Origin of the sequence: Sphingosinicella sp. BN140058 (assembly GCF_004135585.1) — a bacterium.
GTDB lineage: Bacteria > Pseudomonadota > Alphaproteobacteria > Sphingomonadales > Sphingomonadaceae > Allosphingosinicella.
This window is the reverse complement of the sequence record NZ_CP035501.1, coordinates 3,211,732-3,235,098: the sequence shown is the minus strand read 5'-3', so window position 1 is coordinate 3,235,098 and position 23,367 is coordinate 3,211,732. Positions and strand designations below refer to the sequence as shown.

General features: G+C 67.5%; 21 protein-coding genes. 7 read left to right on the top strand and 14 right to left on the bottom strand.

The features are described 5' to 3' along the window. Positions 1–40 precede the first annotated feature (40 nt). Positions 41–2,812, top strand: coding sequence for a TonB-dependent receptor (locus ETR14_RS14555; protein WP_129385675.1), 2,772 nt, complete (start codon positions 41–43; stop codon positions 2,810–2,812). Between the two features lie 357 nt (positions 2,813–3,169). Here ETR14_RS14555 and dld read toward each other — a convergent pair whose 3' ends face one another. Continuing rightward, positions 3,170–4,909 (bottom strand): D-lactate dehydrogenase, encoded by a 1,740-nt coding sequence (dld, locus tag ETR14_RS14550; RefSeq protein WP_371416816.1) that lies wholly within the window; start codon positions 4,907–4,909, stop codon positions 3,170–3,172. Positions 4,910–5,519: 610 nt separating this feature from the next. On the opposite strand from dld, the gene ETR14_RS14545 reads away from it, so the two are divergent. Beyond that, positions 5,520–6,908 (top strand): sensor histidine kinase, encoded by a 1,389-nt coding sequence (locus tag ETR14_RS14545; protein ID WP_129385673.1) that lies wholly within the window; start codon positions 5,520–5,522, stop codon positions 6,906–6,908. A 128-nt stretch (positions 6,909–7,036) separates the two neighbouring features. Here the strand turns inward: ETR14_RS14545 and ETR14_RS14540 are convergent, their stop codons facing one another. Next, the gene (locus ETR14_RS14540) at positions 7,037–7,621 is read right to left on the bottom strand and encodes a TetR/AcrR family transcriptional regulator (RefSeq protein ID WP_165356453.1); all 585 of its coding nucleotides are present in this window, start codon (positions 7,619–7,621) and stop codon (positions 7,037–7,039) included. 75 nt (positions 7,622–7,696) lie between these two features. On the opposite strand from ETR14_RS14540, the gene bdcA reads away from it, so the two are divergent. Both bdcA and asd read left to right on the top strand, forming a co-directional pair. Further along, the gene (gene bdcA / locus ETR14_RS14535; protein ID WP_129385669.1) at positions 7,697–8,410 is read left to right on the top strand and encodes an SDR family oxidoreductase; all 714 of its coding nucleotides are present in this window, start codon (positions 7,697–7,699) and stop codon (positions 8,408–8,410) included. Positions 8,411–8,964: 554 nt separating this feature from the next. Further along, positions 8,965–9,816 (top strand): archaetidylserine decarboxylase, encoded by an 852-nt coding sequence (gene asd, locus ETR14_RS14530; RefSeq protein WP_129385667.1) that lies wholly within the window; start codon positions 8,965–8,967, stop codon positions 9,814–9,816. Positions 9,817–9,863: 47 nt separating this feature from the next. On the opposite strand, the gene ETR14_RS14525 is transcribed toward asd, so the two are convergent. After that, complete coding sequence (locus ETR14_RS14525) at positions 9,864–10,769, bottom strand: LysR substrate-binding domain-containing protein (protein WP_129385665.1); 906 nt, start codon at positions 10,767–10,769, stop codon at positions 9,864–9,866. A gap of 112 nt (positions 10,770–10,881) precedes the next feature. Between ETR14_RS14525 and ETR14_RS14520 the strand changes: the two genes are divergently transcribed. Together ETR14_RS14520 and ETR14_RS14515 are read left to right on the top strand one after the other, a co-directional pair. Continuing rightward, positions 10,882–11,634, top strand: a complete 753-nt coding sequence (locus ETR14_RS14520) for an SDR family NAD(P)-dependent oxidoreductase (RefSeq protein WP_129385663.1) — start codon at positions 10,882–10,884, stop codon at positions 11,632–11,634. A gap of 173 nt (positions 11,635–11,807) precedes the next feature. Continuing rightward, positions 11,808–12,017 carry a hypothetical protein gene (locus ETR14_RS14515; protein WP_129385661.1) on the top strand — a complete coding sequence of 70 codons (210 nt, stop codon included), beginning with the start codon at positions 11,808–11,810 and terminating at the stop codon, positions 12,015–12,017. A gap of 33 nt (positions 12,018–12,050) precedes the next feature. Here ETR14_RS14515 and ETR14_RS14510 read toward each other — a convergent pair whose 3' ends face one another. The 5 genes from ETR14_RS14510 to ETR14_RS14490 all read right to left on the bottom strand — a co-directional run bounded on the left by ETR14_RS14510 (position 12,051) and on the right by ETR14_RS14490 (position 16,333). After that, entirely contained in the window at positions 12,051–12,377 is a 327-nt protein-coding gene (locus ETR14_RS14510) for a helix-turn-helix transcriptional regulator (protein ID WP_129385660.1), read from the bottom strand. Between the two features lies 1 nt (position 12,378). After that, on the bottom strand, positions 12,379–12,849 hold the full coding sequence (locus tag ETR14_RS14505; RefSeq protein WP_129385658.1) for an SRPBCC domain-containing protein: 471 nt from the start codon (positions 12,847–12,849) through the stop codon (positions 12,379–12,381). A 148-nt stretch (positions 12,850–12,997) separates the two neighbouring features. Next, positions 12,998–15,091 carry a WD40 repeat domain-containing protein gene (locus ETR14_RS14500; protein ID WP_129385656.1) on the bottom strand — a complete coding sequence of 698 codons (2,094 nt, stop codon included), beginning with the start codon at positions 15,089–15,091 and terminating at the stop codon, positions 12,998–13,000. A 241-nt stretch (positions 15,092–15,332) separates the two neighbouring features. Next, a complete protein-coding gene (locus ETR14_RS14495; protein ID WP_129385654.1) occupies positions 15,333–15,575 on the bottom strand; it encodes a hypothetical protein in 243 nt (80 codons plus the stop codon). A 29-nt stretch (positions 15,576–15,604) separates the two neighbouring features. After that, a complete protein-coding gene (locus ETR14_RS14490) occupies positions 15,605–16,333 on the bottom strand; it encodes a Crp/Fnr family transcriptional regulator (RefSeq protein WP_129385653.1) in 729 nt (242 codons plus the stop codon). A gap of 338 nt (positions 16,334–16,671) precedes the next feature. On the opposite strand from ETR14_RS14490, the gene ETR14_RS14485 reads away from it, so the two are divergent. After that, entirely contained in the window at positions 16,672–17,709 is a 1,038-nt protein-coding gene (locus tag ETR14_RS14485) for a DMT family transporter (RefSeq protein ID WP_206185841.1), read from the top strand. A 78-nt stretch (positions 17,710–17,787) separates the two neighbouring features. Here ETR14_RS14485 and ETR14_RS14480 read toward each other — a convergent pair whose 3' ends face one another. The 6 genes from ETR14_RS14480 to ETR14_RS14455 all read right to left on the bottom strand — a co-directional run bounded on the left by ETR14_RS14480 (position 17,788) and on the right by ETR14_RS14455 (position 23,051). After that, the gene (locus tag ETR14_RS14480; RefSeq protein ID WP_129385651.1) at positions 17,788–18,807 is read right to left on the bottom strand and encodes an AraC family transcriptional regulator; all 1,020 of its coding nucleotides are present in this window, start codon (positions 18,805–18,807) and stop codon (positions 17,788–17,790) included. A gap of 112 nt (positions 18,808–18,919) precedes the next feature. Beyond that, entirely contained in the window at positions 18,920–19,888 is a 969-nt protein-coding gene (locus tag ETR14_RS14475) for a chlorophyllase (RefSeq protein ID WP_129385649.1), read from the bottom strand. Between the two features lie 231 nt (positions 19,889–20,119). Next, positions 20,120–20,455, bottom strand: a complete 336-nt coding sequence (locus tag ETR14_RS14470) for a glyoxalase/bleomycin resistance/extradiol dioxygenase family protein (protein WP_243455522.1) — start codon at positions 20,453–20,455, stop codon at positions 20,120–20,122. A gap of 226 nt (positions 20,456–20,681) precedes the next feature. Next, entirely contained in the window at positions 20,682–21,131 is a 450-nt protein-coding gene (locus ETR14_RS14465) for a hypothetical protein (protein WP_129385647.1), read from the bottom strand. Between the two features lie 426 nt (positions 21,132–21,557). Further along, complete coding sequence (locus ETR14_RS14460; protein ID WP_129385645.1) at positions 21,558–22,022, bottom strand: hypothetical protein; 465 nt, start codon at positions 22,020–22,022, stop codon at positions 21,558–21,560. Between the two features lie 276 nt (positions 22,023–22,298). Beyond that, positions 22,299–23,051: a hypothetical protein gene (locus ETR14_RS14455; protein WP_129385643.1), complete on the bottom strand. Its 753-nt coding sequence runs from the start codon at positions 23,049–23,051 to the stop codon at positions 22,299–22,301. Positions 23,052–23,367: the final 316 nt, after the last annotated feature.

Sequence of the window (23,367 nt, the reverse complement as noted above, 5' to 3'; positions counted from 1 at the left end):
CGGCAGCGCGCCTTCGCGTGTGTTCAGGGAAGGTCGGCTTATGCGTCTGCGTCACATCATTCTACTCTCTTCGGCTCTGGTCGGCGTTGCCGGCGTGGCCAATGCCCAACTACCGGCGGAAGCACCCACCGACGAAACCGACGCGGCGACTGATACCGGCACCGGCACCGGCGAGGAGGAGATCGTCGTCACCGGCTATGCGGGCTCGCTGCGCCAGTCGATTGCCATCAAGCGCAACGCCAATGCCGTCGTCGACGCGATTTCGGCCGAGGACATCGGCAAGTTCCCCGACCGCAACGTCGCCGAGTCGCTGTCTCACATCCCCGGCGTCTCGATCGATCGCCGCTTCGGGGAAGGCGAGAAGGTCGCGATCCTCGGCACCGATCCCGCGCTCAACCGCATGCTGCTCGACGGTCACGGGCTCGCGTCGGCCGACTGGGGCGGCAACGACAACGATCCGAGCAGCCGCACATTCAACTATTCCCTGCTCGCGCCGGAACTCGTCGACCGGCTCGAGGTCTACAAGTCGCCGGAAGCCCGTATCGAGGAAGGGAGCCTCGGCGGCACCGTCATCGTCCGCACGCGCCGCCCGCTCGAGCTCGACGCAAACTCCGTCTTCGCCTCCGCCGGCTATTCCTACAATGATCGCGCCGAGAAAGGCAGCGTCCGCGGCTCCGGCCTCTACAGCTGGCGCAACGAGGCCGAAACGCTCGGCTTCCTGATCGCCGGCACTTACGACAAGCAGCAGATGGTGCGCTCGGGAGTCGAATTCTTCGGCTACGACAATGCCAACGGAACGGGCAGTCCGTTCCTCACCACCAACGCCGCCGGCGAGCGCGTGCTCAAGAATCCCAATGCGGTGATCACCGGCGGTACCGTTGCCGATCTCGACAAGGCCGCCTCGCCCTTCGGCATCAACTACGCTTATTTTCAGCAGAAGCGCGAGCGCGCGAGCATCGCCGCCACTCTCCAGGCCAAGCCGACCAGCGAACTGACCCTCACGCTGCAGGGCCTCCACATCGACGGCAATTACAACAATTACAGCCAGTCGATGTACACCATCCCGGGCGCCTGGACCGGCGACGTGCTCCAGTCGGCGACGATCGCCAACGGCGTCGTCACCGACGCCAGCTTCGCCGCCGCCAACGGCCAGAGCGCCCAGCTCGACACGCTCGTCCGCCACACCAAGCTCAAGACCGACAACGTCAATCTCTACGCCGATTGGGAGGGCGAGGGCGGCGCCACCTTCTCGGTCGCCGCCGGCTGGAGCAAGGCCACCGGCGGCCGCAATCCCGAATATCTGTTCAACGTCCAGACCCGGCTGCCGTTCAGCTATTCGATCACGCCCAATTCAGCCGAAGTCAATTTCACCGGCGATCTCACCGATCCGGCCAATTACTTCACCAACCCCAACAACAATCCGGCGACGATCGAGGGCAGCCCGGTGCTTGTGGGCGGCGTGCCTCTGGTGGCGGCCCAGATCGGCGGCCTCGATTACAGCGTCACCACCGATCGCGATGCCTTCGGCGGCTTCGACGCGGTGGTGCCGATCGGCGGCTTCTTCACCCAGTTCCGCACCGGCGTTCGCTACACCGATCACGTCAACCGGGTCGATGCACGCGGCGTCAACACCTACCTGCAGCAGTCCCTGCTCGGCTCGCAGCTCGGCGTCGAGACGCTCGCCACCCCCGGCGGCGTGTTCAGCGGTACCGGCGCCAGCGGCAGCGCCACCCAATATCTCAACCTGCCCGAGCAATCGGTGATCGACATCCTGGCTAACGCGATCAACTCGCCGCTCGCCGACAAGATCGGTGCCTCGACCCGGGTCAAGGAGCGGGTGGCGGCTAGCTATGTTCAGTTCGACTTCGAACGGGGCGGCCTGCGCGGCAATATCGGCGGCCGCCTCGTCTACACCAGGGACGAGTCCTTCTACGCGCTGACCCTGCCGACTCCGGCCGATCCCAATCCGCGGCCGGTGCCGACCACGACCAGCACCGATTATCTGAAGTTCCTGCCGACGCTCAACCTCGCCTACGAGATCAATCCGAAGCTGATCGTCCGCGGTGCCGTCGCCAAGGTGATCTCGCGGCCGCGCTACCAGGATCTGGCGGCGTCGATCACCCAGAACGACATCACCTTCGATGCCGGCGGCGGCAACCCCAATCTCAAGCCCTACGAATCCACCAATTACGAAGTCACCGCCGAATATTATCCGCGCCCCGGCGCGCTGCTGTCGGTCGAGCTCTATCGCCGCGATATTTCGAACTACATCATCACCACGCGCCGCGAGGGGGTGACCCTGTTCAACTCGCTCACCGGCCGGCTCGAAAACCGCTACAGCGTCTCGCAGCCGATCAACGGCGGCAAGGCCAAGGTCAACGGCATCCTGCTCAACGGTCAGGCCGAGATCTGGGGCGGCTTCGGCATCCAGGCCAATTACGCCTATCAGGACAGCAGCACCTCGACCGATCTCGACACCACCGAGATTCTCAACCTGCCCTATCTCTCGAAGCACAGCGTCAACATCATCCCCTATTTCGAGAAGGGCCCGTTCCAGGCGCGGCTGAGCTACAATTACCGCTCTTCCTACTTCCGCACGATCGGCCGCCTCGGCTCGCAGGAGATGGTCGCCCCCTACCACCAGCTCGATCTGTCGGCGGCGTTCAAGGTCAACGACAATGTCACCCTGACCGTCAACGCGCAGAACCTGCTCGACGAGACCTACCTCCAGTATAGCGGCACTCGCGACCGCCCCTCGGCCTTCTACAAGAACGGCCGCACCTTCCTCGGCAGCCTCACCTTCCGCATGTAAGCCCATGGCCCGCGCTCGCGCGCGGGCCATTGGTCAGGCCATGTTGATCAGGCCCCTGCCCCCTCGATCCGTTCGGGCTGAAACTGAGCGAAGTCGAAGGGCTGGTCGAAAGTCATGCGCCCCTCCACCCTTTCGGGCTGAGGCTCTCCTGAGCGAAGTCGAAGGCCCTGTCGAAGCGCAGGTCATGACCTTCGACCACCAGACACGCCCTCTTCCCGTTCGGGCTGAGCTTGTCGAAGCCCTCCTTTTTCCTTTCTTCTCAATGTGGAAGGGGAGGGCTTCGACAGGCTCAGCCCGAACGGCATGGCGTGGGTCGGAAGAGTTGGCGGAGCAATGGGATACGCGAGCACCGCTCCCTCACCCGCCCGCCCCCTCCAAATCCTCGACCCCCCACCCCCGCGCCCGGCTCGTGCCGCCGATCCCGGGATTGAGCCGATTGCCCGGATCGAGCGCCCGATAATGCGCGGCGAGCGCCGGCTTGGCGGCATAATGGTGGCCGACATTGTGCTCGGCGGGATATTCGGCGCCGCGCGCGTCGAGCCGCGCCAGCATCGCAGCCTCGAGCGCGGCCGGATAGGCGCCCTTCGCCACCAGATAATCGAGATGGAAGACGTGGCAGAAGAAATGGCCGTAGGCGAGCGTCCGGACGATCGGCGCACCCCGCTCGACCGCCGCGTGCCACGTATCGTCGTTGCGGCGGAGCGCGACGTCGAGTGCGATCAGGCTGCCTACCTCATCCTCGTGCATTGCCCGATAGCGGATTGCCGCGCCGGCGATGGCGAAGCGGTGGAGAAAGGCGGCCGACGCTTCCGCCGAAGAACATTCGAACGCATCGCCGGCCCCGCTCGGGAAGAGTTCGCCGAGCAGCCGCCGCGTTTCGTCGATGCCGCGGCCCGCCACCTTGAGGATGAGATGATGTTCGAACTTGTCGCGCCAGGTCCGCAGCCGTGGCGGCAGATGATCGGGGAACAGCCGGCTTGCCGCCTGAGCGAGGCGGTCGGAGAGCGTGTCGGGCAGCCATCCCGCCCAGCGCGCGAAACGGTCGACCGCCGCCTTGGCTGCGAACAGCCGTCCCAGCCGCTTGGTGCCGAGCCAGCGCACCGCCAGGAACACGTCTTTTCCATAGATGTCGGCGACGTCGAACGCGTCGCGGTGCAGATATTCGCCGGAGACCGGCAGGACGCTGCCTTCGGCGAGGATCCGGCGGCGGAGGAGGGTGAGATCGGCCGGATCGTTGCTGCCGACGTAGAAGGTCGCGGTCGCGTCCTCGCGCGGAAAGGTGTCGAGCCGCACCGCGAACACGACGATGCGGCCGGCGCTGCCCGACGCCTCGAACAGCCGCCGCGGATCGGCGTTGAACCGCGCCGCACTCGGCGCATCCACGGCGCGGACCTCCGCTTCGTAGCCGGCGGCCGAGGCGGCGCGATCGTCGGCGTCGATGTCGCCGTCGCCGATCTCGCCGCGGTCGAGCCGGCCAAGCAAGTCTTCGGGGCCGTCGCCGAGCCGCAGCCCGAGCCGGTTGCACAGCCGCACATTGCCGTCCGCCTCGACCCGCGCGTAGAGCGCATATTCGGTATAGGCCGGGCCGCGCCGGACCAGCGCGCCGCCCGAATTGTTGCAGATCCCGCCGACCACCGAGGCGCCGAGGCAGGACGAGCCGATCACCGAATGCGGCTCGCGCCCAAGCGGCGCCAGCATGTGCTCGAGCGTGTCGAGCGTCGTCCCGGCGAGCGCGACCACCTGTTGGCCGCCGCGCAGCAGCCAGGCGCCGCCGATCCGCCCCGTGCTGAGGATGATGACCGGCCGGTCATAGCTTCCGTCGGGCGTCGACCCGCCGGTCAGACCGGTATTGGCCGCCTGGGCAATGACGATATGGTCGGCGGCGATGCAGGCGTTCAGGGCCTGCCACATCTCGACGAGGCTGCCGGGCCGCACCACGGCCGCGGCGGGCCCACTCCCGATGCGATAACCGGTGGCGTAGCGGCGGGTTGCACTGCCGGTCAGAACATGGCGGGGGCCGACGATCGCACGCAGCCGGGCGAGCAGGGGCGCGTCGCCCGCCCGAACCGGGGCACTGGCCGGAGCGATCGTCGGCAACACGGACACGCGGCCTCCTCGGCGATTGTCGATGCCGGATCCTTAGCGCCCGCCGCACCCAATGTCGCGAGGGCGGCGAAAGCCGGGCGCCGCGAGCGATCCTTTCTCTCCCCGTCATCCCAGCGCAAGCTGGGATCTCCGCGCGGAGGAGGCGCGGTGGTTCTTCATTTGCGCCGGCGTGTACCCTCAGAGAGATCCCAGCTTTGGCTGGGATGACGAGGGGGTGGCGGGGTTGGGAGTGGTGGGCGGCCAACGGAGCGAGGACGTACCCCGCCCCCATCGGCATCCCAGCGAAGCCGGCAATCTCAGGACGGCAGCGCGCGGCGCCCGGGTCGGCGCCGCCCCGCGTTCGGCAACAAGCCGGAACCCCAAACACGGCATCCCAGCGCAAGCTGGGATCTCCGCGCGGAAGAGGCGCGGCGCCAGGGCATGCGCCGGCGCTTACGCCGTGGAGATCCTCGTGTCCGCCAGAATGACGATCGAAGCGCGACCAGGCCGTCCAAGCGCCCGGCCCACGCGATCAGCCGCCCGGCGCCTCGCCACGCTGCGTTTCTCCAAACAACCGATTGTGCGCAGCGGTCGCCCTCGTCTATCCCTCTGAGCCGCGCACATGTCAGGCCCTCTCTCTCACTTCACGCTCGTCCTGACCCTGGCCGCGGCCTGGACGGGCGCGTGGCTCGCACTCGACATTCAGGAGGAGGCCCGCACCGCCATCGGCCGCGCCCGGCGGACCCTGCTGCTGGCGGCAGCCGCGGCCCTCGCCGCCACGGCCATCGCCACCCAGCTTGCGGCGGCACTCGGGTTTCCCGGGGGCGTGGGCAGCAGCGCACTTTGGGGCGGCGCGCTCCTCGCCCTGCTCGGCGCCGCCGCCGCCATGGCCGTGCGGCCGCGGCGCGGCTTGTGCCGGCGCGCGATTGCGACCGGCCTGCTCACCGCCGGGATCTGCGCGATGGCGTGGAGCAGCCTCTGGCCAGGCAGCGCCGGCATGGTCGCAGCCTTGCCCGCCTTTCTGCTCTCGCTGGCAAGCGCCACGGCGGCCGCCTGGACGTTCCTCTGGCTTGGCATCGCCCGCCGTCCCCTGGCGATGCGCGCCTGCGGGGCCATCGCTGTCGGCACCGCGCTTGCGGCCGCCGACGCGGTCGCGCTGCGTGCGTTCGCCGCCCACGCGCCCGGCATGTCCCCTCCATCCGCTTTCACCGGGCACGCGCCCGCGCTCGCGGCCGCCGCCCTGCTGCTCCTGTTCGGCGCCCTGCTCGCCGCCCGCGCAGTGCGCAGCGAGGAGGAACGGCGCATCACCACCTTGCGCGGGGATCTCGATCGTGCCGGGCGCCTCGCCGGCATGAACGCGGTCGCGGCGACGCTCGCCCACGAGCTCAACCAGCCGCTCACCGCCGCGCGCAACTACGCGTTCGTGCTGAAGCGCAAGCTCGGCGAAGGCGATCACGAGGAATGGCTCGATCGCATCGACGAGCAGCTCGGCCGCTGCGGCGACATCATCAAGAAGGCGCGCGTGCTCGCCGGCGCCGGCAAGCTGGAGCGCAAGCCGATCGACGTCCGCACCAGCCTAGACCGCTGCCTCGCTTTGCTCCGGGTCGACGCCGCCCTGAAGCCGCCCGAGATGCGAATCGGCTTCGCTGTCGGCGAGCGGGTGGTGATGGCGGATCCGACCCAGTTCGAGCAGGTCCTGGTCAACATCCTACGCAACGGCTGGCAGGCGCTGGAAAGGACCGGCGGCGCCCGGATGACGATCAAGTCGCCGCCGCCGCACAATGGCGCCGTCACCCTGATCATTTCCGACAACGGCCCCGGCCTTCCCGCCAAGAGCTGGAACGACCCCGTCGCCGGCCTGTTCACCGGCAAGCAGGGCATGGGCCTCGGCCTCGGCATCGCCCGGACCATCGTCGAAGGCCATGGCGGCAAGCTGTGGGCGGAGAGCAACCTGCTCCGCGGCGCCACCTTCTACATCCGCCTGCCCGCGGGCGAGCCGGGCAGGCGCTGAAGACGGGCCAGCACGGAGCTGCTGCGCTGAAGCGGCATCGGCCGGAACCCGGTCCGCTTGGTCGAATCGAAGCGCTGTCGCGACGATCTACCCCGCTCCGCGGCCGGCGCGCGCGAACGACTGCGCGATCAGTCCGCAAGCGCCTGACGAAGCGCAAGCCCGGCGATCTCCGCGGTCGCGCGCAGCCGCTCCAGGCTCTGGCCGTGGCGCGCCTTGGCGGACAGGCCGGACATGGTCGTGCTGACGAAGTCGGTCACCCGGGCGGCTGCCTCCGGATGGCGCGCCGCCACATAATCGTGGATCAGCGTCTCGGCGGCACGGTTGAAGCCCAGCGCCGCCTCCCGCGCCGACTCCTCGTTGCAGCGCGTGCCTTCCAGCACCAGGCAGCCCGGCGCTTCGGGATCGGCGGCGTAACGCCGCGCCGCCTCGTCCAGCAAGGCGGCGAGCGCCTCCGCTACCGGGCGGTCGGGGCGCAAGATGTCGGCGATCGGGATCGCCCCGGTGTCCGCCCACCGCTCCAGGCTCCGCTGGTACAGGCCGGCCTTGCTGCCGAACGCCGCGTAGAAGCTCGGCGGGTTGATACCCAGCGCTTCGGTCAGGTCGGCAACGCTCACCCGATCATAGCCGCGGGCGTGGAACAACTGCTGGGCAATCGCGACCGCCGCATCGGGATCGAAACGCCGCGGCCGCCCTCGCGGCTTATTTGTAGTCACAACTACAGAACTCCTTGACGCCTCCATCAGGAGTTTTATGTAGCACCTGCTACAGTAACTCTCAAGGAGGGCCGCATGGCCGCGTTTCAAGACAAATCCGTTCTCGTGCTCGGCGGCAGCCGCGGCATCGGCGCAGCGATCGTCCGCCGCTTCGCCGGCGATGGCGCGCGGGTGACGTTCACTTATGCCGGATCGCGCGACGCCGCAGAGCAGTTGGCGGCCGAGACCGGCAGCACCACCGTCCACACCGACAGCGCCGATCGCGACGCGGTGATCGCACGGGTGCGCGACTCGGGTCCGCTCGACATCCTGGTCGTCAATGCCGGCTTCGCTTTGTTCGGCGACGCGCTCGAGCAGGATCCGGACGAAGTCGACCGGCTGCTTCGGGTCAACGTCCACGCTCCCTACCACGCCGCGGTCGAAGCGGCGCGGCAGATGGCCGAGGGCGGCCGGATCATCGTCATCGGCTCGGTCAACGGCGACCGAATGCCGGTTCCGGGCATGGCTTCCTACGCGCTCAGCAAGTCGGCTTTGCAGGGCATGGCGCGCGGCCTCGCCCGCGATTTCGGCCCGCGCGGGATCACCATCAACGTCGTCCAGCCCGGGCCGATCGACACCGACGCCAATCCGGAGGACGGCCCGATGAAGGAGCTGATGCACAGCTTCATGGCGATCAAGCGCCACGGCCGCCCCGAGGAAGTCGCCGGCATGGTCGCCTGGCTCGCAGGCCCGGAAGCGGGCTTCGTCACCGGCGCCATGCACACCATCGACGGCGCCTTCGGCGCCTGACGAAACACGCAGGCACCCTATCCTCCCCGCTCGAGGGAGGGGGATGATCAGGTCCGAACTGCCCCGCAGTTCGGAGCCCTTCCGGGGGCATGGCGCGCCTGATCATCCGCAGGGCGTTGGAGAGGGGCGCGAGCCCCACTCGGAGCTTGGGAGGCGCGACCCATGCCGGTCTCCGCACCACCTCCACCACCGCCTCTCGGCGACGGCTCCCCTCTCCGCCTTGCGGGGAGAATCTTGATGCAGCAGCAGTCGCCGAGGCCGAGCGTTCCTGGCCTACGCACAACTTGAACACCAATCTAAGAACTCATTCTATTTCAGCGCCAACGCCGCGGGAAGCGACCGCGTGCCTGAAGGTCTTAGCACGAGAAAGTGCGCACACGTTATGCGTACGCCTGCGGCGCACAGGATGTCTCCGGAACAGCAGAGATCGAACCGGAGCCGCTCCCGCTCGCTTACGCTGGAGAGTCCGTCCTCTTGTCCGCCGCAACGTACAAAGACGATTTCACCTCCCGGCCGCGCCGCGCTAAGGCCGCCGCACGTCACGAGGATTGCCCATGCCCGATCGCCTGAAGATCCTGGTCCAGCATCTGCTGCCCAAGCAGGGCCTGACCACCCTCGCCGGCCGTGTCGCCGGCGGGCAGCATGGCGCGGTGACAACGCGGCTGATCCGCTGGTTCGTCGCCAGATACGGGGTCGACATGAGCGAGGCGGCGGATCCCGACGTCGCCGGCTACAAGAGCTTCAACGATTTCTTCTCGCGGCCGCTGCGGGACGGCGCGCGGCCGCTGGCGGAAGCCGATTTCGTCTGCCCGGTCGACGGCGCGATCAGCCAGTTCGGCGCGATCGACGATCACCATATTCTCCAGGCCAAGGGCCATCGTTTCACCACCACCGAGCTGGTCGGCGGCGACGCGTCGCTCGCCGCCCGCTTCCGCCACGGCAGCTTCGCCAACCTCTACCTCTCGCCGAAGGATTACCACCGGCTGCACATGCCGTGCGACGGCCGGCTCGTTCGGATGATCTACGTGCCCGGCAGCCTCTATTCGGTGAACCCCACCACCGCCCGCGGCGTGCCCGGCCTGTTCGCCCGCAACGAGCGCGTGGTCTGCGTGTTCGACTCGCCCGAGCACGGCCCGTTCGTGATGGTGCTGGTCGGCGCCACCATCGTCGGCAGCATGGCGACGGTCTGGCACGGCGTCGTCAACCCGAAGCGCACCGGCCGCCTGTCCGAATGGCGCTACGACGAAGATCCGATCGTGCTGAACAAGGGCGCGGAGATGGGCCGTTTCCTGCTCGGCTCGACGATCGTGATGCTGTTCCCGGCCGACACGATCGCCTTCAACCCCGACTGGGCGCCGGAACGCCCGGTGCGGCTTGGCGAACGCATGGGCGACCGTCCGGGCTGAGACCGAAGCACAAACTTCGGACGAACGGTTTTCTCGCAGCCCGCGCTTCAGCTCCGCGGCGCCAGCACGCCGCTCTGGAAGGTGACGGCGAGATGATCGATGAACGCGCGCACCGCCGGCGGCAGGCCGCGGCGGGTGGTGAAGACCAGGTGGACGATCCCCTCCTGGGCGTGCCAGTCCGGGAACAGCCGCACCAGCCGGCCCGCATCGAGATCGGGCCAGCAGACATGGTCGGGAAGCAACGCCACGCCGAGCCCAGCGGCCGCCGCCGCCCGTAGCGCGCCGAAATCCTCGCAACGGAAACGCGGCTCGTGCGGCAGGTCGAACAAGGCTCCATCCTCCGCAACCAGGTTCCAGGTCACGGGACCGCTGAGCTCGGTCGAGCTCAGGGTCGGCACGCCGGCGAGCTCCTCGATACGGCTGCCGATGCCCTCGGCCAGCGCTGGGGCGGCGACCAGGATCCGGCGCGAGCGGGTCAGCGTGCGCATCGTCAGCGACGCATCGCTTTCGATCCGGGTCCGCACCCGCAGCGCGACGTCGATCCGCTCGCGGATCAGGTCGACGCCGCGGTCGGTCGCGACGATCTGCAGATTCACCTTGGGGTAGCGCCTCAGGAACTCCGGCAGGCTCCCCGCCAGCGGCGCGACGAGGCCGCTCGGACAGCTGAAGCGCACCTGCCCCTGCGGCTCGGCGAGCGCCTCCGCCGTCACCGCGCGGGCCCGCTCCAGTTCGAGCACGATCGTGCGGCAATGTTCGTACAAGGCCTGGCCGATCTCGGTGACCCGGAAGCGGCGGGTGGATCGCTCGATCAGCCGCACGCCCAGCCGGTCCTCGAGCCCGGCGATGCGGCGGCTGAGCTTCGACTTCGGCACCCCCATCGCTCGCCCGGCCGGCGCGAAGCCTTGATGCTCCACCACCCCCGCGAACAGCACATAATCATCGAGATCGGCCATCGATCGTCCTGAATATGGAACGCAGAGTCGCGCTTCCGCCGTCTACCGCACGCATCGTCCCGGGAATAGATCCTGTTGGCAACGGGCATCCCCGCCCGGCAGGAGACAGACAATGACGAAACGGCTCACCAACAAGGTTGCGGTCGTCACCGGCGGCACGACCGGCATCGGCCTCGCCGTCGCGCAGCGTTTCGCGGCTGAGGGCGCCGCGGTCTTCATCACCGGCCGCCGCCAGGCCGAGCTCGACGCGGCGGTCGCCGCCATCGGCCACGGCACCGTCGGTGTCCGCGCCGACATGTCGGTCCTCGCCGACATCGACCGCCTGTACGACGCGGTTCAGCAGAAGCACGCCCAGATCGACATCCTCATGGCCAATGCCGGCGGCGGTTCGTTCGCGCCGATCGGCGAGATCACCGAGGAGGATTACGAGAAGACCTTCGGCACCAATGTGAAGGGCACCATCTTCACCGTGCAGAAGGCGCTGCCGCTGCTGAAGGAAGGCGCGTCGGTTATCCTCACCGGCTCCTCGACCACGATCAAGGGCACGGCGGCGTTCAGCCTCTACAGCGCCACCAAGGCGGCGGTCCGCAACCTGGCGCGCAGCTGGATGCTCGATCTCAAGCAGCGCGGCGTCCGGGTCAACGTGATCAGCCCCGGCCCGATCGAGACCCCGGGCCTGCTCGGCCTCGCCGCCGACGCCGAACAGGAGAGAGAGCTCCGCGCCGGCCTCGCTGCCTCCGTGCCGCTCGGCCGCCTCGGCCGTCCCGAGGAAGTCGCCAACATGGCCCTGTTCCTCGCCTCGGACGAGGCCAGCTTCGTCAACGGCGCCGAACTCTTCGTCGACGGCGGCGAAGTCCAGTTCTGACCCGGTTCGGCCGTGGACGGGTGGCCCCGTCCACGGCCGGGCCCGCCGATGCGACCACGGTCGCATCGGGCATACCAAGGGATAGGCCGACTGCACCTCCGTACGATTCCGCCGCGCGGCCCGGCGGCGCAAAACGGTCCTGGGCCGCCGGTGCCCGATGACAGGAGGTCTCCGTGACGACAGGACAGCAGGCGGCCCGCTCGGACATCCGGCAAGTGCTCGCGATCATTCTCGCGTCCGCCCTGGTCACCGTCGCCGCCGCTCTGATCCTGGGACTGCCGACAATCCTGTCGGATCTGGCGATCACCGCAGTCATCCTCTTCGCGATCGGTGCAGGCGGACTGGCCTATCTGGTTCCGAACATCGCCACGCGCCTCCGCTGAGCGAAGCAGCGATGCCCCGCTTTCGGCTGTCCCTCAGGGCTCCCGCAGGATCTCCGCCAATGCGTCCAGCCGATGCTCCCACCTCGATCGCCGCGCCCGGATCCACCCGTCGAGCACGTCCAGCCCCTCGGGCCGCAGCCGGCACGCCCGCACCCGGCCGATCTTCTCGGTCGCGACCAGCCCGCATTCCTCCAGCACGCGCAGATGCTGCATCACCGCCGTCACCGTCACCTCCAGCGGCCCGGCGAGCTCCGACACCGACCGCGGCCCGCCGCCGAGCAGGTCGATCAGCCGCCGCCGGGTCGCATCGCCAAGCGCCTGGAAGATCCGATCCGCGTCGCTGCTGTCGGGTCGATCCATGCTACGCCCTTAGCACGGCCTCCAGCCGTTCGAGCAACACCCGGCACCCCATCTCCCGGATCTCGGGACCATCGGCGCCTTCGAAGAAGGCACCCTGGAAGGTCAGCACCAGCTCGGTGCCGTCGGCGTGCGGCAGCAATTCGGCGGTCATCAACGCGGCCGAGATCACCGCCTCGCCGAACGCCATCTTGGAGGCCCAGACGATCCTTTGCTCCGGCACCACGTTCAGCACCGTGTCGACATTGGTCACCGCGTGGCCCGCGAACGGCGTCCCCTCACGAAAGCGGTAGCGCAGCCGCTCGGTCGCGCACTCGCGCAGATCGGCGGCGAATTCCTCGACCTCATGCTGGTCCCCTTCGGCGAACCAGCGTCGCTTGATGTCCGGATCGGCAAAGGCCTCGAACACCCGCGCGGCCGGCGCCGGCAGGACACGCGAGATCGAGAAGCTCGAATGGATCACATTGGCAGACACGGCGACTCTCCTTTGCTGAAGTCAACACTTCAGTATCAGGCAAGAAGCTATAGTCAAGTCCGGACTTCAGCATTCCTCGCGCGGGGAAATCGCCGGGGGCGCGGCGGTCGAGCCGCCAACGGCAATGCTCCCAGCTTCCCTGGGAGCCTCACGCGGCAAGGCACCTCTTCGCTTCGCGGAGGAAGGCGGCGAGCCAGGGTTCGTGCGGCTTAGCGATGTCGGAGGCCAGTTGGGCAAGTCCGCCTTTGCGCCGCCCGGCTGCGAACCGGCCGGATTTGAGATCCCGGCGGTGCAGCGTGGCGACCCGCCGCGCAACCACCTCCGGATCCTGCGCGATCAGCGCGTCGCGCAATCCCCAGTCTTGCCAGACGATGGTGAAATCCTGCAACGTGTTGAAATAGTTGCGGATCATGACCCAGAACACGAAGTCGATCATCGCGTCGCTCCAGCCATGCGCCGCGATCAGCCGCGGCACCACCAGGCCGGCGAAGTCATATTCGTGCTCGCGGTCGACCACCCGCCCGTAGGATTGGATGACCGGCAGCGCCTCGCGATCGAGCAGGCCGAGCGCGAGGACGGCATGGGACAGGAAGCCGTGGCCGTTCTCGGCATCGGAGAACAGGAATTCGCTGTCCCGCGCCACCGCCACGAAGCGCTCGATCAGCCGGCGCAGCGCGGGGGCGGCGCTCGGGACCTGTTCGGCGACGCGGTCGAAGAACGCCGTCTCGGCGATGCTTTCCTCCCCGTCCTGGAACGTCAGGCAGACCTCCCCTTCCTCCGCGCGCGCCGCGAGCGAGACATCCATCTCGGCGGCCAGGGCATCGATCGCCTCCTCGACCGCAGCGCCGGACCAGCCGGCAAGCGGGATCGACAGGCGATTGCCGCGCGGGTCGGGCGCAGCCGGCGGCGGCGGCGGCGGGGCGGCGCACCACTGATCCGCCTCCAGCGGGACGGCGCGGACGATGTCGGAAGACGGCGCCCCGTCGAGGATGGCCGTGCCGTCGTCATAGCGCACTTCGGCCTTGCGCCCGTCCAGCGCGCGGATGTCTTTGAACGAACAGGCGCTCTCCAGGACAACGGTGGACTCGAGCCCTTTTCGTTCGAGAGAGAGACGCGGCGAGACCGAGCCATCCAGTCCGACGCAGGTGAGGTAATGGGCCGTCGCGACCCAGAAAGCTTCGCCGTCCGGCTGCCAGCCCCGGAACTTCGAAATGAGCGGGGAGGTACGGAGGTTCTCGACGCTGTCCCCGACGAGCCTCAGCATTTCGTCCTCGTCGAATATGTCCGTTCGGAACGCCTCCGGCGGCGGCGGACCGCCTTCGGGCGGGGCGTTGGGGGCGCCCAGCGTGTCGGCAACCGTGTCCCAGAGCGCGCGCCGGCACCGGGCCGCTTCGGCCGGGGGCAGCCGCGTTCCGAAATAGAAGGCGTCCAGCAGTTCCTCGGCGCGCATCCATTGCGCGACGATCCGCCGCACGAAGCGCAGCGGACTCGCCTCCCAGACCTGCCAGACCAGGCCGTAATGGACCTCACCAGCTTGCCCGCTGCGGCGCCCGAAGCCGAACAGGCGGCGCGGCGCACCTCCGAGGGATCTCCGCGGCATCATGGTGAGATCGCGCCGCAACAGATAGCGCCCATCGGGCGAGGCGATGACCCGGTCGCTCGGCGGGCCGTCGCCGAGGACCTCCTCCGTGCGCTCTCCGTCCGCCGGATCGATGGTGACGACGGTGATCCCCGGGGTGCCGGGCCGCTTCAACCCGGTGAGCAGCAGCCGTCCATCGGGCCGTTCGGCGGGATACGCGTCGAGATGCCCCGGGATGCCCGCATGGCTGGCGACGATGCGGCCTGCCTCCAGGTCGATCACGTGCAGCGTCGAGCTCTCCTCCGTCTCGATCGGCTGGAACAGGTAGAGGCGGCGGCCATCCCTGCTGATCGAGGCCGGTTGCCATTCTTTCCCCCGCGGCACGAACACCGCGCCGGATTTCCGCCGCTGCCGGGCGTCGTAGAGGGTGATCGTGCCGTCGCGATCGCCGACCCAGACATGGTCGCGCCCGGCGCCGCAGCCGAGCCAGTCGTCGTCGACCTCGAACCGCCAGATTTCCCGCTGATCTTCGGTGACGGTCATTACGGTGACGTCGTCCCCATGGCGCCTGGCGTCGATCTTCAACATGGTCGCTGAGCCCCCCGACCCATCACTAATCCTGGCGGGTAAACTTCTGGTTGCCGGCGCAGGTGGCGGCAGCATGGCAGCGCCGTCACGCCGGTATCCACCTTGGCGCTGGTGCCTCCGCCGTCTCCCTTCAATCGCCACGCCGGGATTGGGCGTACGATTCACCACAGCGCTGCTGTTCTACGAAGACCTGAAGCGTGACCGATTGCGACGCCGGTCCGACAGGTGCGCTTCATTCGCCCCAATCTCGGACGGCCACGGGGACGCTGCCGGCGCCGGTGGTCCGGATTGCCGAGTCCGATCCGACCCGATCGCCTTACCGGCCCCGCACCACCAGGGCATCGCGGAAATTCACCCGCGCCAGCTCCGTCGCCCCGTCGTCCGTGATCACGATATGGCAGTCCAGGCACAAGCGGCCCTCGAGCACCTCGCCGGCCATCACGTCCCGGGCACTGGCCACGGCAAACTCCCGAGCCTCGGCCAGCGAAGCATATTCGACGCCCTCGGCATCCTCGATGACGGTGCCGCATTCGTGGAGGTGGAGAAAATATCGGTTCATGTTCGTCATGCCGTGTCTGCCTTCCCCGTTCAGGCGGCCGCGTGAAGGTAAGCGGCGTCGAAACCCGCGGCACGGCGGAAGCCGTCCCAATCCACGATTTCGAGAGCGCGGCCGTTCCGTGCGATCAATCCCGCTTCTGCAAGCTCGCGCAGCATCCGGTTGACGTGCACCGAGGTCAGTCCGGTCGCATCGCCGATCTCCTCCTGGGTGAACGGCAATCGGGTATGCTCGGGCGTGCCCAGGCCCGCAGCCGACCGTCGCACGATGAACTCGCACAGCATGTGCGCGATGCGCGACTTCGCGTCCCGGCGGCCGACGTTCAAGATCCATTCGCGGAAGATCGAGGCGTCGATCAGCGCATCCCGCCACAAGGCGGTGCCGATCGCCGGCCGCTCCGTCGCCAGTGCGCGCAGGGCGGGCATCGACACCCAGAGCAGGGTTGCCTCGCTGATCACCTGGACGTTGTGATCGGCGCGTTCCAGGAACAGATGCTGGATGTCGAGCAGGTCGCCCGGAATGTGGAAGGAGACGATCTGGCGGCCGCCGTTGAAACCCAATTTGCTCCGGGCCGCATAGCCTTCGAGGAGCGCGCAGCATTCCTGCGGCCTCGATCCCTCGCGCACCAGATAGTCGCGCGCCCGGGCGCGGCCGACGCGATGCGGCAGGGCAAGAAGGGCTGCCTCATCGGCGTCGTCGATCGGCGCAAGCCGCCGCAGCTTGGCAATGAGCGGGTCGAAAGGCGAACCGTCGCTGGTCATGGAGTGTGCGTGTCCATCTTTGTTCGTTGCGGAAAAATGCAGAACCGCCATTGCCGTTCCCGCCGCGAAATGGATGCCCCCGCCACGAGCGCGGCCGCAACCCTGTTCGGAGAGACCTCTGGAGCGGCCAGGGACGACCAGCCCCGGCCCTCGACAGCCGGGCCGGTCTGCTTGGCGCAGAATTTTTCCGACACGCAAGCGATGCAAGCGATCTCTGCACGATCCGATCTGCCCGTCCGACATGATTCCGTTCCCGACTTGATAAGACTGGCTTATCTCCGGCGCCCGCATTTCATTGAGCGGGCGCGGGCGACTGCGGTTAGAGGCTTTGCAATGCCGTGCCCTCATCTCTCCCGCAGTTCCGAAGCGGCGGCGCGTGCCGAAGTCCCGCCGCGGCCGCGCGCCGGATCCTGATCCAGAAGATGGCCCCACGCGAGATCCTGCTCTTCCTTTTGCTCTGCGCGATCTGGGGCACGACCTGGATCGCGATGAAGTTCGGGATCGAGACGGTCCCGCCGCTGCTCTTCGCCGGCACCCGCTTCCTCGCCGCAGGCCTGGTGCTCGCCGCCGGGCTCGCTATGCGCCGGTCGCTGGCGCTTCCGGCGCTCGCGGATGTCCCGCGCCTGCTCGCCGTGTCGCTCCTCGTCATGACCACCTGCTACGGCCTGCTCTTCTGGGGCGTGCAATATGTCTCCTCAGGGCTAGCCGCGGTGCTGGAGATGTCGCTGACCCCGGTCGCCCTCCTCGCCTTCGCGCTGCTGCTCGGCGACGAGCGCTTCAGCCGGCGACGCGCCGCGGCGATCGCCCTCGGCGTCGCCGGCATCGTCATCCTGTTCGCGCCCGCGGCGACGACCGAGGGCTCCAGTCTGGCGGGGCTGGCCGCCGTGTCCGGGGCGGCAATCGTCTACGGCTGGGGCGCCGTGCTCTCGCGTCCGCTGATGGCCCGCTACAGCTCCCTCTGGCTCGCCTGTGTCACCATGGTGATCGGCGGTGCCCTGCTCCTGGGCGTCGCTCTCCTGGTCGAGCCGCGCGCGCCGGCGATGCTCCGCACCGCCTGGCCGGCGCCGGCGATCGGCGGCTGGCTGTTCCTCGTCCTGTTCGGCTCGCTGCTCGGCTACACCATCTACCTGCACCTGCTGCGGGTCTGGGGATCGTCCCGCTCCGGTTCCTACGCCTTCGTCTCCTCCGTCGTCGCGGTCGCGGCCGGCCATCTCGTCTTCGCGGAAGCGGTCACGCGCACCCAGGTCGCGGGCATGGCCGTCCTCCTCGCCGCCGCCTGGTTCGCGATCCGGCCGGACCTTGCGCGGCCGGAACGCGACGCCCGCACGCCGGCGGACGGCGTCGATGCGAACCTGTCGCGGCAGGCAGCAGGATGACCCGCTTTGCCCACTGTGGGGCGTTTCTATAGCCGGTTCGGCGGCAGCGCGGCGCCTTGCTCCGTGGGCCTGCTCGCCTCAGCCCGGCTGGATCGCGGCGTTGCGGCTCCGCCAGGCCTGCGGAGTGACGCCCTCCCAGCTGCGGAACGCCCGGTAGAAGGAGGTGATGTCCTGAAAGCCGAGGATGCAGGCGACCTCCGCGATGTCTGCCGAGGGCTCCGAGAGCAATTTGCGGCCCAGTTCCTGCCGCGCTTCCTGGACCAGCGCGCGGAAGCTGCCCCCTTCGTCGGTGATCCGCCGCTGCAAGGTGCGTTCGCTCGTCCCCAGGTCCCGCGCCACCGCGGCGACCTCCGGGCGCCCGCTGGCGAAGCCGCGCTTCAGCACCGCCTTGACCTGCTCGGAGAAGGAGCTGCGCGGCCGCAGCCGGCCGAACGCGTCCTCCAGCGCCGGGGTGATGATCGCGATCAGCTCTTCATTATGGCCGGGAAAGGGACGATCGAGATCGGAGGCTTTGAGCACCAGCGTGTCGCGCGCGCATCCGAACACGATCGGGCAGCCGAAAAATTCCTCCTGTCCCTTGGTCGGCGCGCCGCTCCGGGTCAGCTCCACCCGCAAGGGAGTCAGCCTCTGGCCGGTGCCGCGGCGTCCCAGCGACAGCATGAAACCGAAGCTGATGTCGACCGACAGGTCCGGCTCGGCAGTCTCGGCGTAGAGCCAGTGCTTGGCGATATGGACCTCGTCTCCGCGCTCTTCGGCCGTGATCCGCTCCGGCATGGTGAATTGCTTGAACCGCGCGATGCGGCGGATTCCGTCGCGGAAATCGGACGCGTAGCAGGCCGCAACGAACATCGGCTGGTGCCCGACCGCATCCGTCGCCTCGACGAAGCGGAGCCAATAGTCCGGATCCGCGGCAAGCTCCGCCATCGCGGTCCACAAAGCGAACAATTGCGCGGTGCTGACGAAGCGGCTGGTATCGAGGTGCAGCGTCAACGGCAGGCGGGCCTGGCGCAGCACCGCCACCGGGCTGAGGCCGGTCGCCTCCAGCGCCGACCAGAAGGACGGCTGCAGGCGGCACTTGTCGGGAAGGCTGTTGGTCATGTCGGGCACCATCGGGAGAGAGCGGGTCGCCGGTCAAGGCCGCCGCGCCGCGCGTGGGGCGCCGCGCCGCAGACCGGGCGGATCCGGCCTGCGGCGCATCGCGGTGTTCAGGTCACTTGACCTCCACATGGGCATGGCCCGGGCAATAAGCGGCGAGCGCCTGCGTCGCCGCCTGCCAGGATCCGTCCCCTTCGTACAAGGCCGAGCGCAGATAGGCCCAGGTCATCCGCAGCGCGATCTCCATCCTTTCCGGATCCTCGTCGTCGGTTTCCCGGGCATCGTAGCCCGCGATGCCGCCGAGCCCGTGCTTGCCGCCGATCATGGTCAGCAGCGCCTCGGCGCTCGGGCCGTCGCGAAAGGCGTCTTCATGCCAGGCCGGCCCACGGACGGTGAGGTGCTCGGAGGCGTCCTCGTCGCCGACGACGACCAGGGTCGGCGTCGCCAAATACGAGAAATCCGGGTTGAAGAAGGTGTAGCGGCTCGCCGCCATTTCGCTCAGCGACGCCCCGCCATTGCCCGGCGCGGTCAGCATGATCCCCGCCGCGATCCGCGGCTCGCGCAGGTCGACATTCTGTGCGTCCGGGTCGTTCGGATCGGTCAGCCGCGCGCCGAGCAGCAGGCCCGCGGTCTGGCCGCCCATCGAGTGGCCGACCACGGCGATGCGGTCGCGATCGAGGCGTCCGGCGATCGCCGGCACCGCCGCCTCGATCGCGTCGAGCTGGTCGAGGATCGCGACCATGTCCTCGACCCGCGAGCGCCAGAACAGCGGGCCGCCCGGAGCGTCGGCGGGGAGGCCCGCGACCTTCGAATTGAGGTGGGTCGGCTGGATCACCACGAAGCCGTGTTCGGCGTAGAAGCTCACCAGCGGCCCGTAGCCGTCCGTCGACGGCAGATAGAGCGAGGGCCCATGGCCATGCGACAGCAGGATGATCGGCAGCCTTTCGCCGGTGGCGGGCGCCGTGATGCGCAGTTCGAGCGGGATCGGGCGTCCCTCGACCTCGAGCACCACCGGGTTGATCGAGATGGTCTGGCGCGGCGCGCTGACGGGGATCAGCAGTGCGTCCTTGATGAGATTGTTCATGTGTCTGACTCCATCGCCGGGGGCCGATAGGGCCGGCCCGGTGAAGTCGGTTTAGGCGGACGGCCGCCCGGCAGCATTGGCGCTTCCCGCCATTCGATTGGCAGAAAGCGCCAAGCGTCGGGGGCATCGTTTACCCTCGGCACGGATCAGGCGGAGCAACGCTCCTCGCCAGCCTACGACAACGCGACAAGGGGCCCCAGCCCGCCCCCGGCTGCAATCGCCGGAAGGCGATCAGCGAGACCCGAAGCGCGCTTTCGCAGCCTCGGTGACGGGCGTGAACAGGCTGACCACGGTCCCTTCGGGATCGCGGAACTGAACGGCACGATTGCCCCACGGCAGCAGCTTGGGTTCGTGCACCAGCTCGGCCTTGTCCTTCAACCGCTCGAACACGGCATCCACATCCTCAACCATGAACTCCGGGATCGCCGTCCGGTTCGCGCCCGGCTCGGCGCTGCCGACGCTGAACGCCGCCACGGTCTCGGCGCTGCCGATCGCCAGGGTCGCCGCAGACGTGACGATCTCAGCGAATTGCGGCCCCAGCCACTCCGCGGCCTGGCCGGTCACCATTTCGTAGAGGCGACCATCGCGCGCATGTCGGCGGCAATCAGGCGAGTAGACGCGAATCTCATCTTGGTGTCCATCGGCTGGGGTGTGCGTGCCGGGCCTGTAGCGCCGGCCTGCTGACACCGTGCTGGCAGCAGGGAGTCACGAGCGGCCGGCCGTGTCGCAGCGGGAAAGAAAGTGAGCCGCTCAAGCGGCCGCGAATGGCGTGCGAAGCTAACCGAGCACCGATTCAAGACGACTCGCACTGCGCGACCTTCGCCATCATCGCTTCAGCCTCTTTCTCTTGCAGCACAAGAACATCGCGGGCTTCGGAGCCGGAGGTAAGCGCAAGCACCCGCACGATCAGATGCCAGCGACCGCGCTTGTCGAGCGAGACGGCGAAGGTTTCGTGCGTGATCGCAGAGCGAAGGCGATTATGCTGGCGAAAGGTCGCCAGCGGGCCAGCCGCCGCCTTCCCCTCCTCCCCGAACGCGCCTCCCGACTCGATCGCCTTCGCCAACGCGTCGTAACGCCGGCCGCCGAGGTGCGGCAGCTTGATCGACGCCCCGCGCGTGTCGACCGCCGCCAGGACCAACAGCATCTCGGTGACCCCAACCTCGCTACGCGCGAACAGATCCAGGCCCCGCCCGCGCCACAGAGTCACTGCATCACGCGCCGCGTCAAACGGCAGGGGCCGCAACGCGGGTTCGATGGAGCTGTCGAGGCCACCCGCGGAGGATAGCTGTAAGGGTATTTGAGTCGGTTAGCAGGGTAACTGGCTAAGGATGAACAAGAGGATCAAGCACCGGCGAGATTTGGCCGATAACTGCCGTTCCGTCGATCGCGGCGACCGGCCGCTGCTGCCATAAGCACTCGTAGACAGGGCGACCTCCGGGCGGGTGCACATGCCGAGGCGCGAACAAATTCAACCATGACCAGAAACGCCAGCGCAGCACCTGATCAAGGGTGCGGGATCATCAGAATAGGCATACTCGACGGCGTAACGCGCCAGGAGATGGTCGATGTGACAGCGCCTCCTATTTGGGCATGCGGAGCAGGCGGCTGATCGTACGTCCCCAGGTAAGTGGGGGATCATCCGCCAAAAGGGGCGATACCAGGTTAACCGTTACGCCGACCAGCCCTTGGTCAGCGCAGCTTGGAGCGTGTGAAGCGCATCCACGACGCGCGGAACTGAATATTTGTAGTGCTTGACGTCGTACCGGTTTCCAGGTGCGGTAATCGCCTCGATCAGCTCGGCAAGCTCGATCAGCCGGCCCTGCTCACCACGAGCGACCCTGGTCTTGAACCCGTAACGCGCAAATGGCTCGCCGTAGCGGTCGAGCCATGCGCGAACGGCTGCGCTTTCAGGAATGTTGAGCATGGTGAGGATCACTTCTTCCGATTGCTTCACCTCAAGGAACATCGAGCAGAACCAGCCATACACGTTGCTATCGGCGGCGATGTCGTTCAGCGTGCGCTTGTCCACAATGAACCGATCACCGACGTCGATTTTCTTGATTCGGCCGTCAGCGAAGCCACCATAGGTGTCCAGCAGGGCTTGCTTGAGCTCCCGCAGCGCGTCCAATGCCATCAGCATTCTCCTGCTTGGCGTGACAAACTCAACTTAAGTCCGTCCGCCCTGCGGCTTTATCGCGCGGAAGGGCTGCCTATGCATACAAGCGTAACATCCGCTTCCAAGGGTAAATGTTCAGATCGCCTGCCTCCGATCTGGTATGTCGTGAGCGACCGGTCAGCTGCACACGCGAGACGATCTCAGCGTCAGTCGCATAATTTGCCAGCTGCCCGATGCGGGCCCTGAATGTGGGTGACGTGAGGCGCAAGCACGGCGCGGCTTTGCGTGGCATTCTTACCGGATGCCGGCTTCGCGCCGAGCTTTCTTCATGAACACCGCTAGATAATCCTGCAGATCGCTCACGCTCTCCGGCGAGAGGTCTGCAGGGTAAGTAATGACGACTTCGCCTTCGCTGAGATCGAAAACAGCACGCCGTTGGCCAGCTCCAAACACTGCCTCTGGAGGCACCACAGTGACCTTGCTCCAATCTGGGTGCAGGTTGGCAGAAAGAACCGGCGCCGAAGTATCTGGTGCCATGGTCCCTGGCTCCGGCTCGTTGAAGCTGGGCTCGCCCTCCCGCGGAAGGCCCTCTACCAGCTCCTTCGTTTCTCGATAGGAGCGGATTAAACGCTCCGCAGACTCGGGTAAAAAGCTGCGCTTAGTAATCAGATAAGAGCGAATGGCCTGATCGCTCACTTTCCCGCTAAATTGCTCATCGATATCGTTGTACAGCTCCACGTTCCCCGCAGCGGTACGCAGAGCTTGGAGACGCTCAGGGTCGCTCGACTCCCGCTCTAGGATATCTACAGCCAAGGGCGTGACCCACATCGAGTTCACACCGCCTTCTAGAAGGCCGTACTTCGCTATAGCAGAAATGATACCAAGCGATTTCCCGTTCAGCCCTTGGTAGCCCATGTGCTCGGCAACGAGAGCCTTTGGAATCTTATTGCGATGGTCGGCCGCGTAGACCTTCGCCACTCGGTCGATGGCCTCGGGCAGGCTGATCACCGGGTACCGTGGGCTCCGGAGCACCTTCAGCGGCTTCATGGTTCTCTCTCCTCTTTCGATTAATCGCTACCATTGTACGCGTATCAAAGCAATAGAACGCGATTAAAGGGTAGAAAAGGGAGAAAACACGTTGACAGCCATGTCGAGTCGGGCGCATTGAAGCGAGCGGAGGTGAAGCATGATCATTAGGAGGGTCGCCCTAGCCGTCGTCACGCTCACGGACGCGGCGAGGTAGAACGAGAGAAGCCGCCGAACCCCGGCCAAGGTCGGCGGCTTCAAGGTGAGCCAATAAGGGTAGGATCCACATACTGGTGGTGGCGCATATAGCGCCACCACCTTCGTTTGTGAATTCCTC

Bases quoted from the DNA above. Each gene is read 5' to 3' on its own strand.
- ETR14_RS14490 (WP_129385653.1), bottom strand. From the start codon at position 16,333: ATGACCAGCGACGGTTCGCCTTTCGACCCGCTCATTGCCAAGCTGCGG.
- ETR14_RS14510 (WP_129385660.1), bottom strand. From the start codon at position 12,377: ATGGATCGACCCGACAGCAGCGACGCGGATCGGATCTTCCAGGCGCTT.
- ETR14_RS14545 (WP_129385673.1), top strand. From the start codon at position 5,520: ATGTCAGGCCCTCTCTCTCACTTCACGCTCGTCCTGACCCTGGCCGCG.
- ETR14_RS14525 (WP_129385665.1), bottom strand. From the start codon at position 10,769: ATGGCCGATCTCGATGATTATGTGCTGTTCGCGGGGGTGGTGGAGCAT.
- ETR14_RS14470 (WP_243455522.1), bottom strand. From the start codon at position 20,455: ATGGTGACCGGCCAGGCCGCGGAGTGGCTGGGGCCGCAATTCGCTGAG.
- bdcA (WP_129385669.1), top strand. From the start codon at position 7,697: ATGGCCGCGTTTCAAGACAAATCCGTTCTCGTGCTCGGCGGCAGCCGC.
- ETR14_RS14455 (WP_129385643.1), bottom strand. From the start codon at position 23,051: ATGAAGCCGCTGAAGGTGCTCCGGAGCCCACGGTACCCGGTGATCAGC.
- ETR14_RS14460 (WP_129385645.1), bottom strand. From the start codon at position 22,022: ATGGCATTGGACGCGCTGCGGGAGCTCAAGCAAGCCCTGCTGGACACC.
- ETR14_RS14500 (WP_129385656.1), bottom strand. From the start codon at position 15,091: ATGCTGCCGCCACCTGCGCCGGCAACCAGAAGTTTACCCGCCAGGATT.
- ETR14_RS14555 (WP_129385675.1), top strand. From the start codon at position 41: ATGCGTCTGCGTCACATCATTCTACTCTCTTCGGCTCTGGTCGGCGTT.
- asd (WP_129385667.1), top strand. From the start codon at position 8,965: ATGCCCGATCGCCTGAAGATCCTGGTCCAGCATCTGCTGCCCAAGCAG.
- ETR14_RS14520 (WP_129385663.1), top strand. From the start codon at position 10,882: ATGACGAAACGGCTCACCAACAAGGTTGCGGTCGTCACCGGCGGCACG.
- ETR14_RS14475 (WP_129385649.1), bottom strand. From the start codon at position 19,888: ATGAACAATCTCATCAAGGACGCACTGCTGATCCCCGTCAGCGCGCCG.
- ETR14_RS14480 (WP_129385651.1), bottom strand. From the start codon at position 18,807: ATGACCAACAGCCTTCCCGACAAGTGCCGCCTGCAGCCGTCCTTCTGG.
- ETR14_RS14495 (WP_129385654.1), bottom strand. From the start codon at position 15,575: ATGAACCGATATTTTCTCCACCTCCACGAATGCGGCACCGTCATCGAG.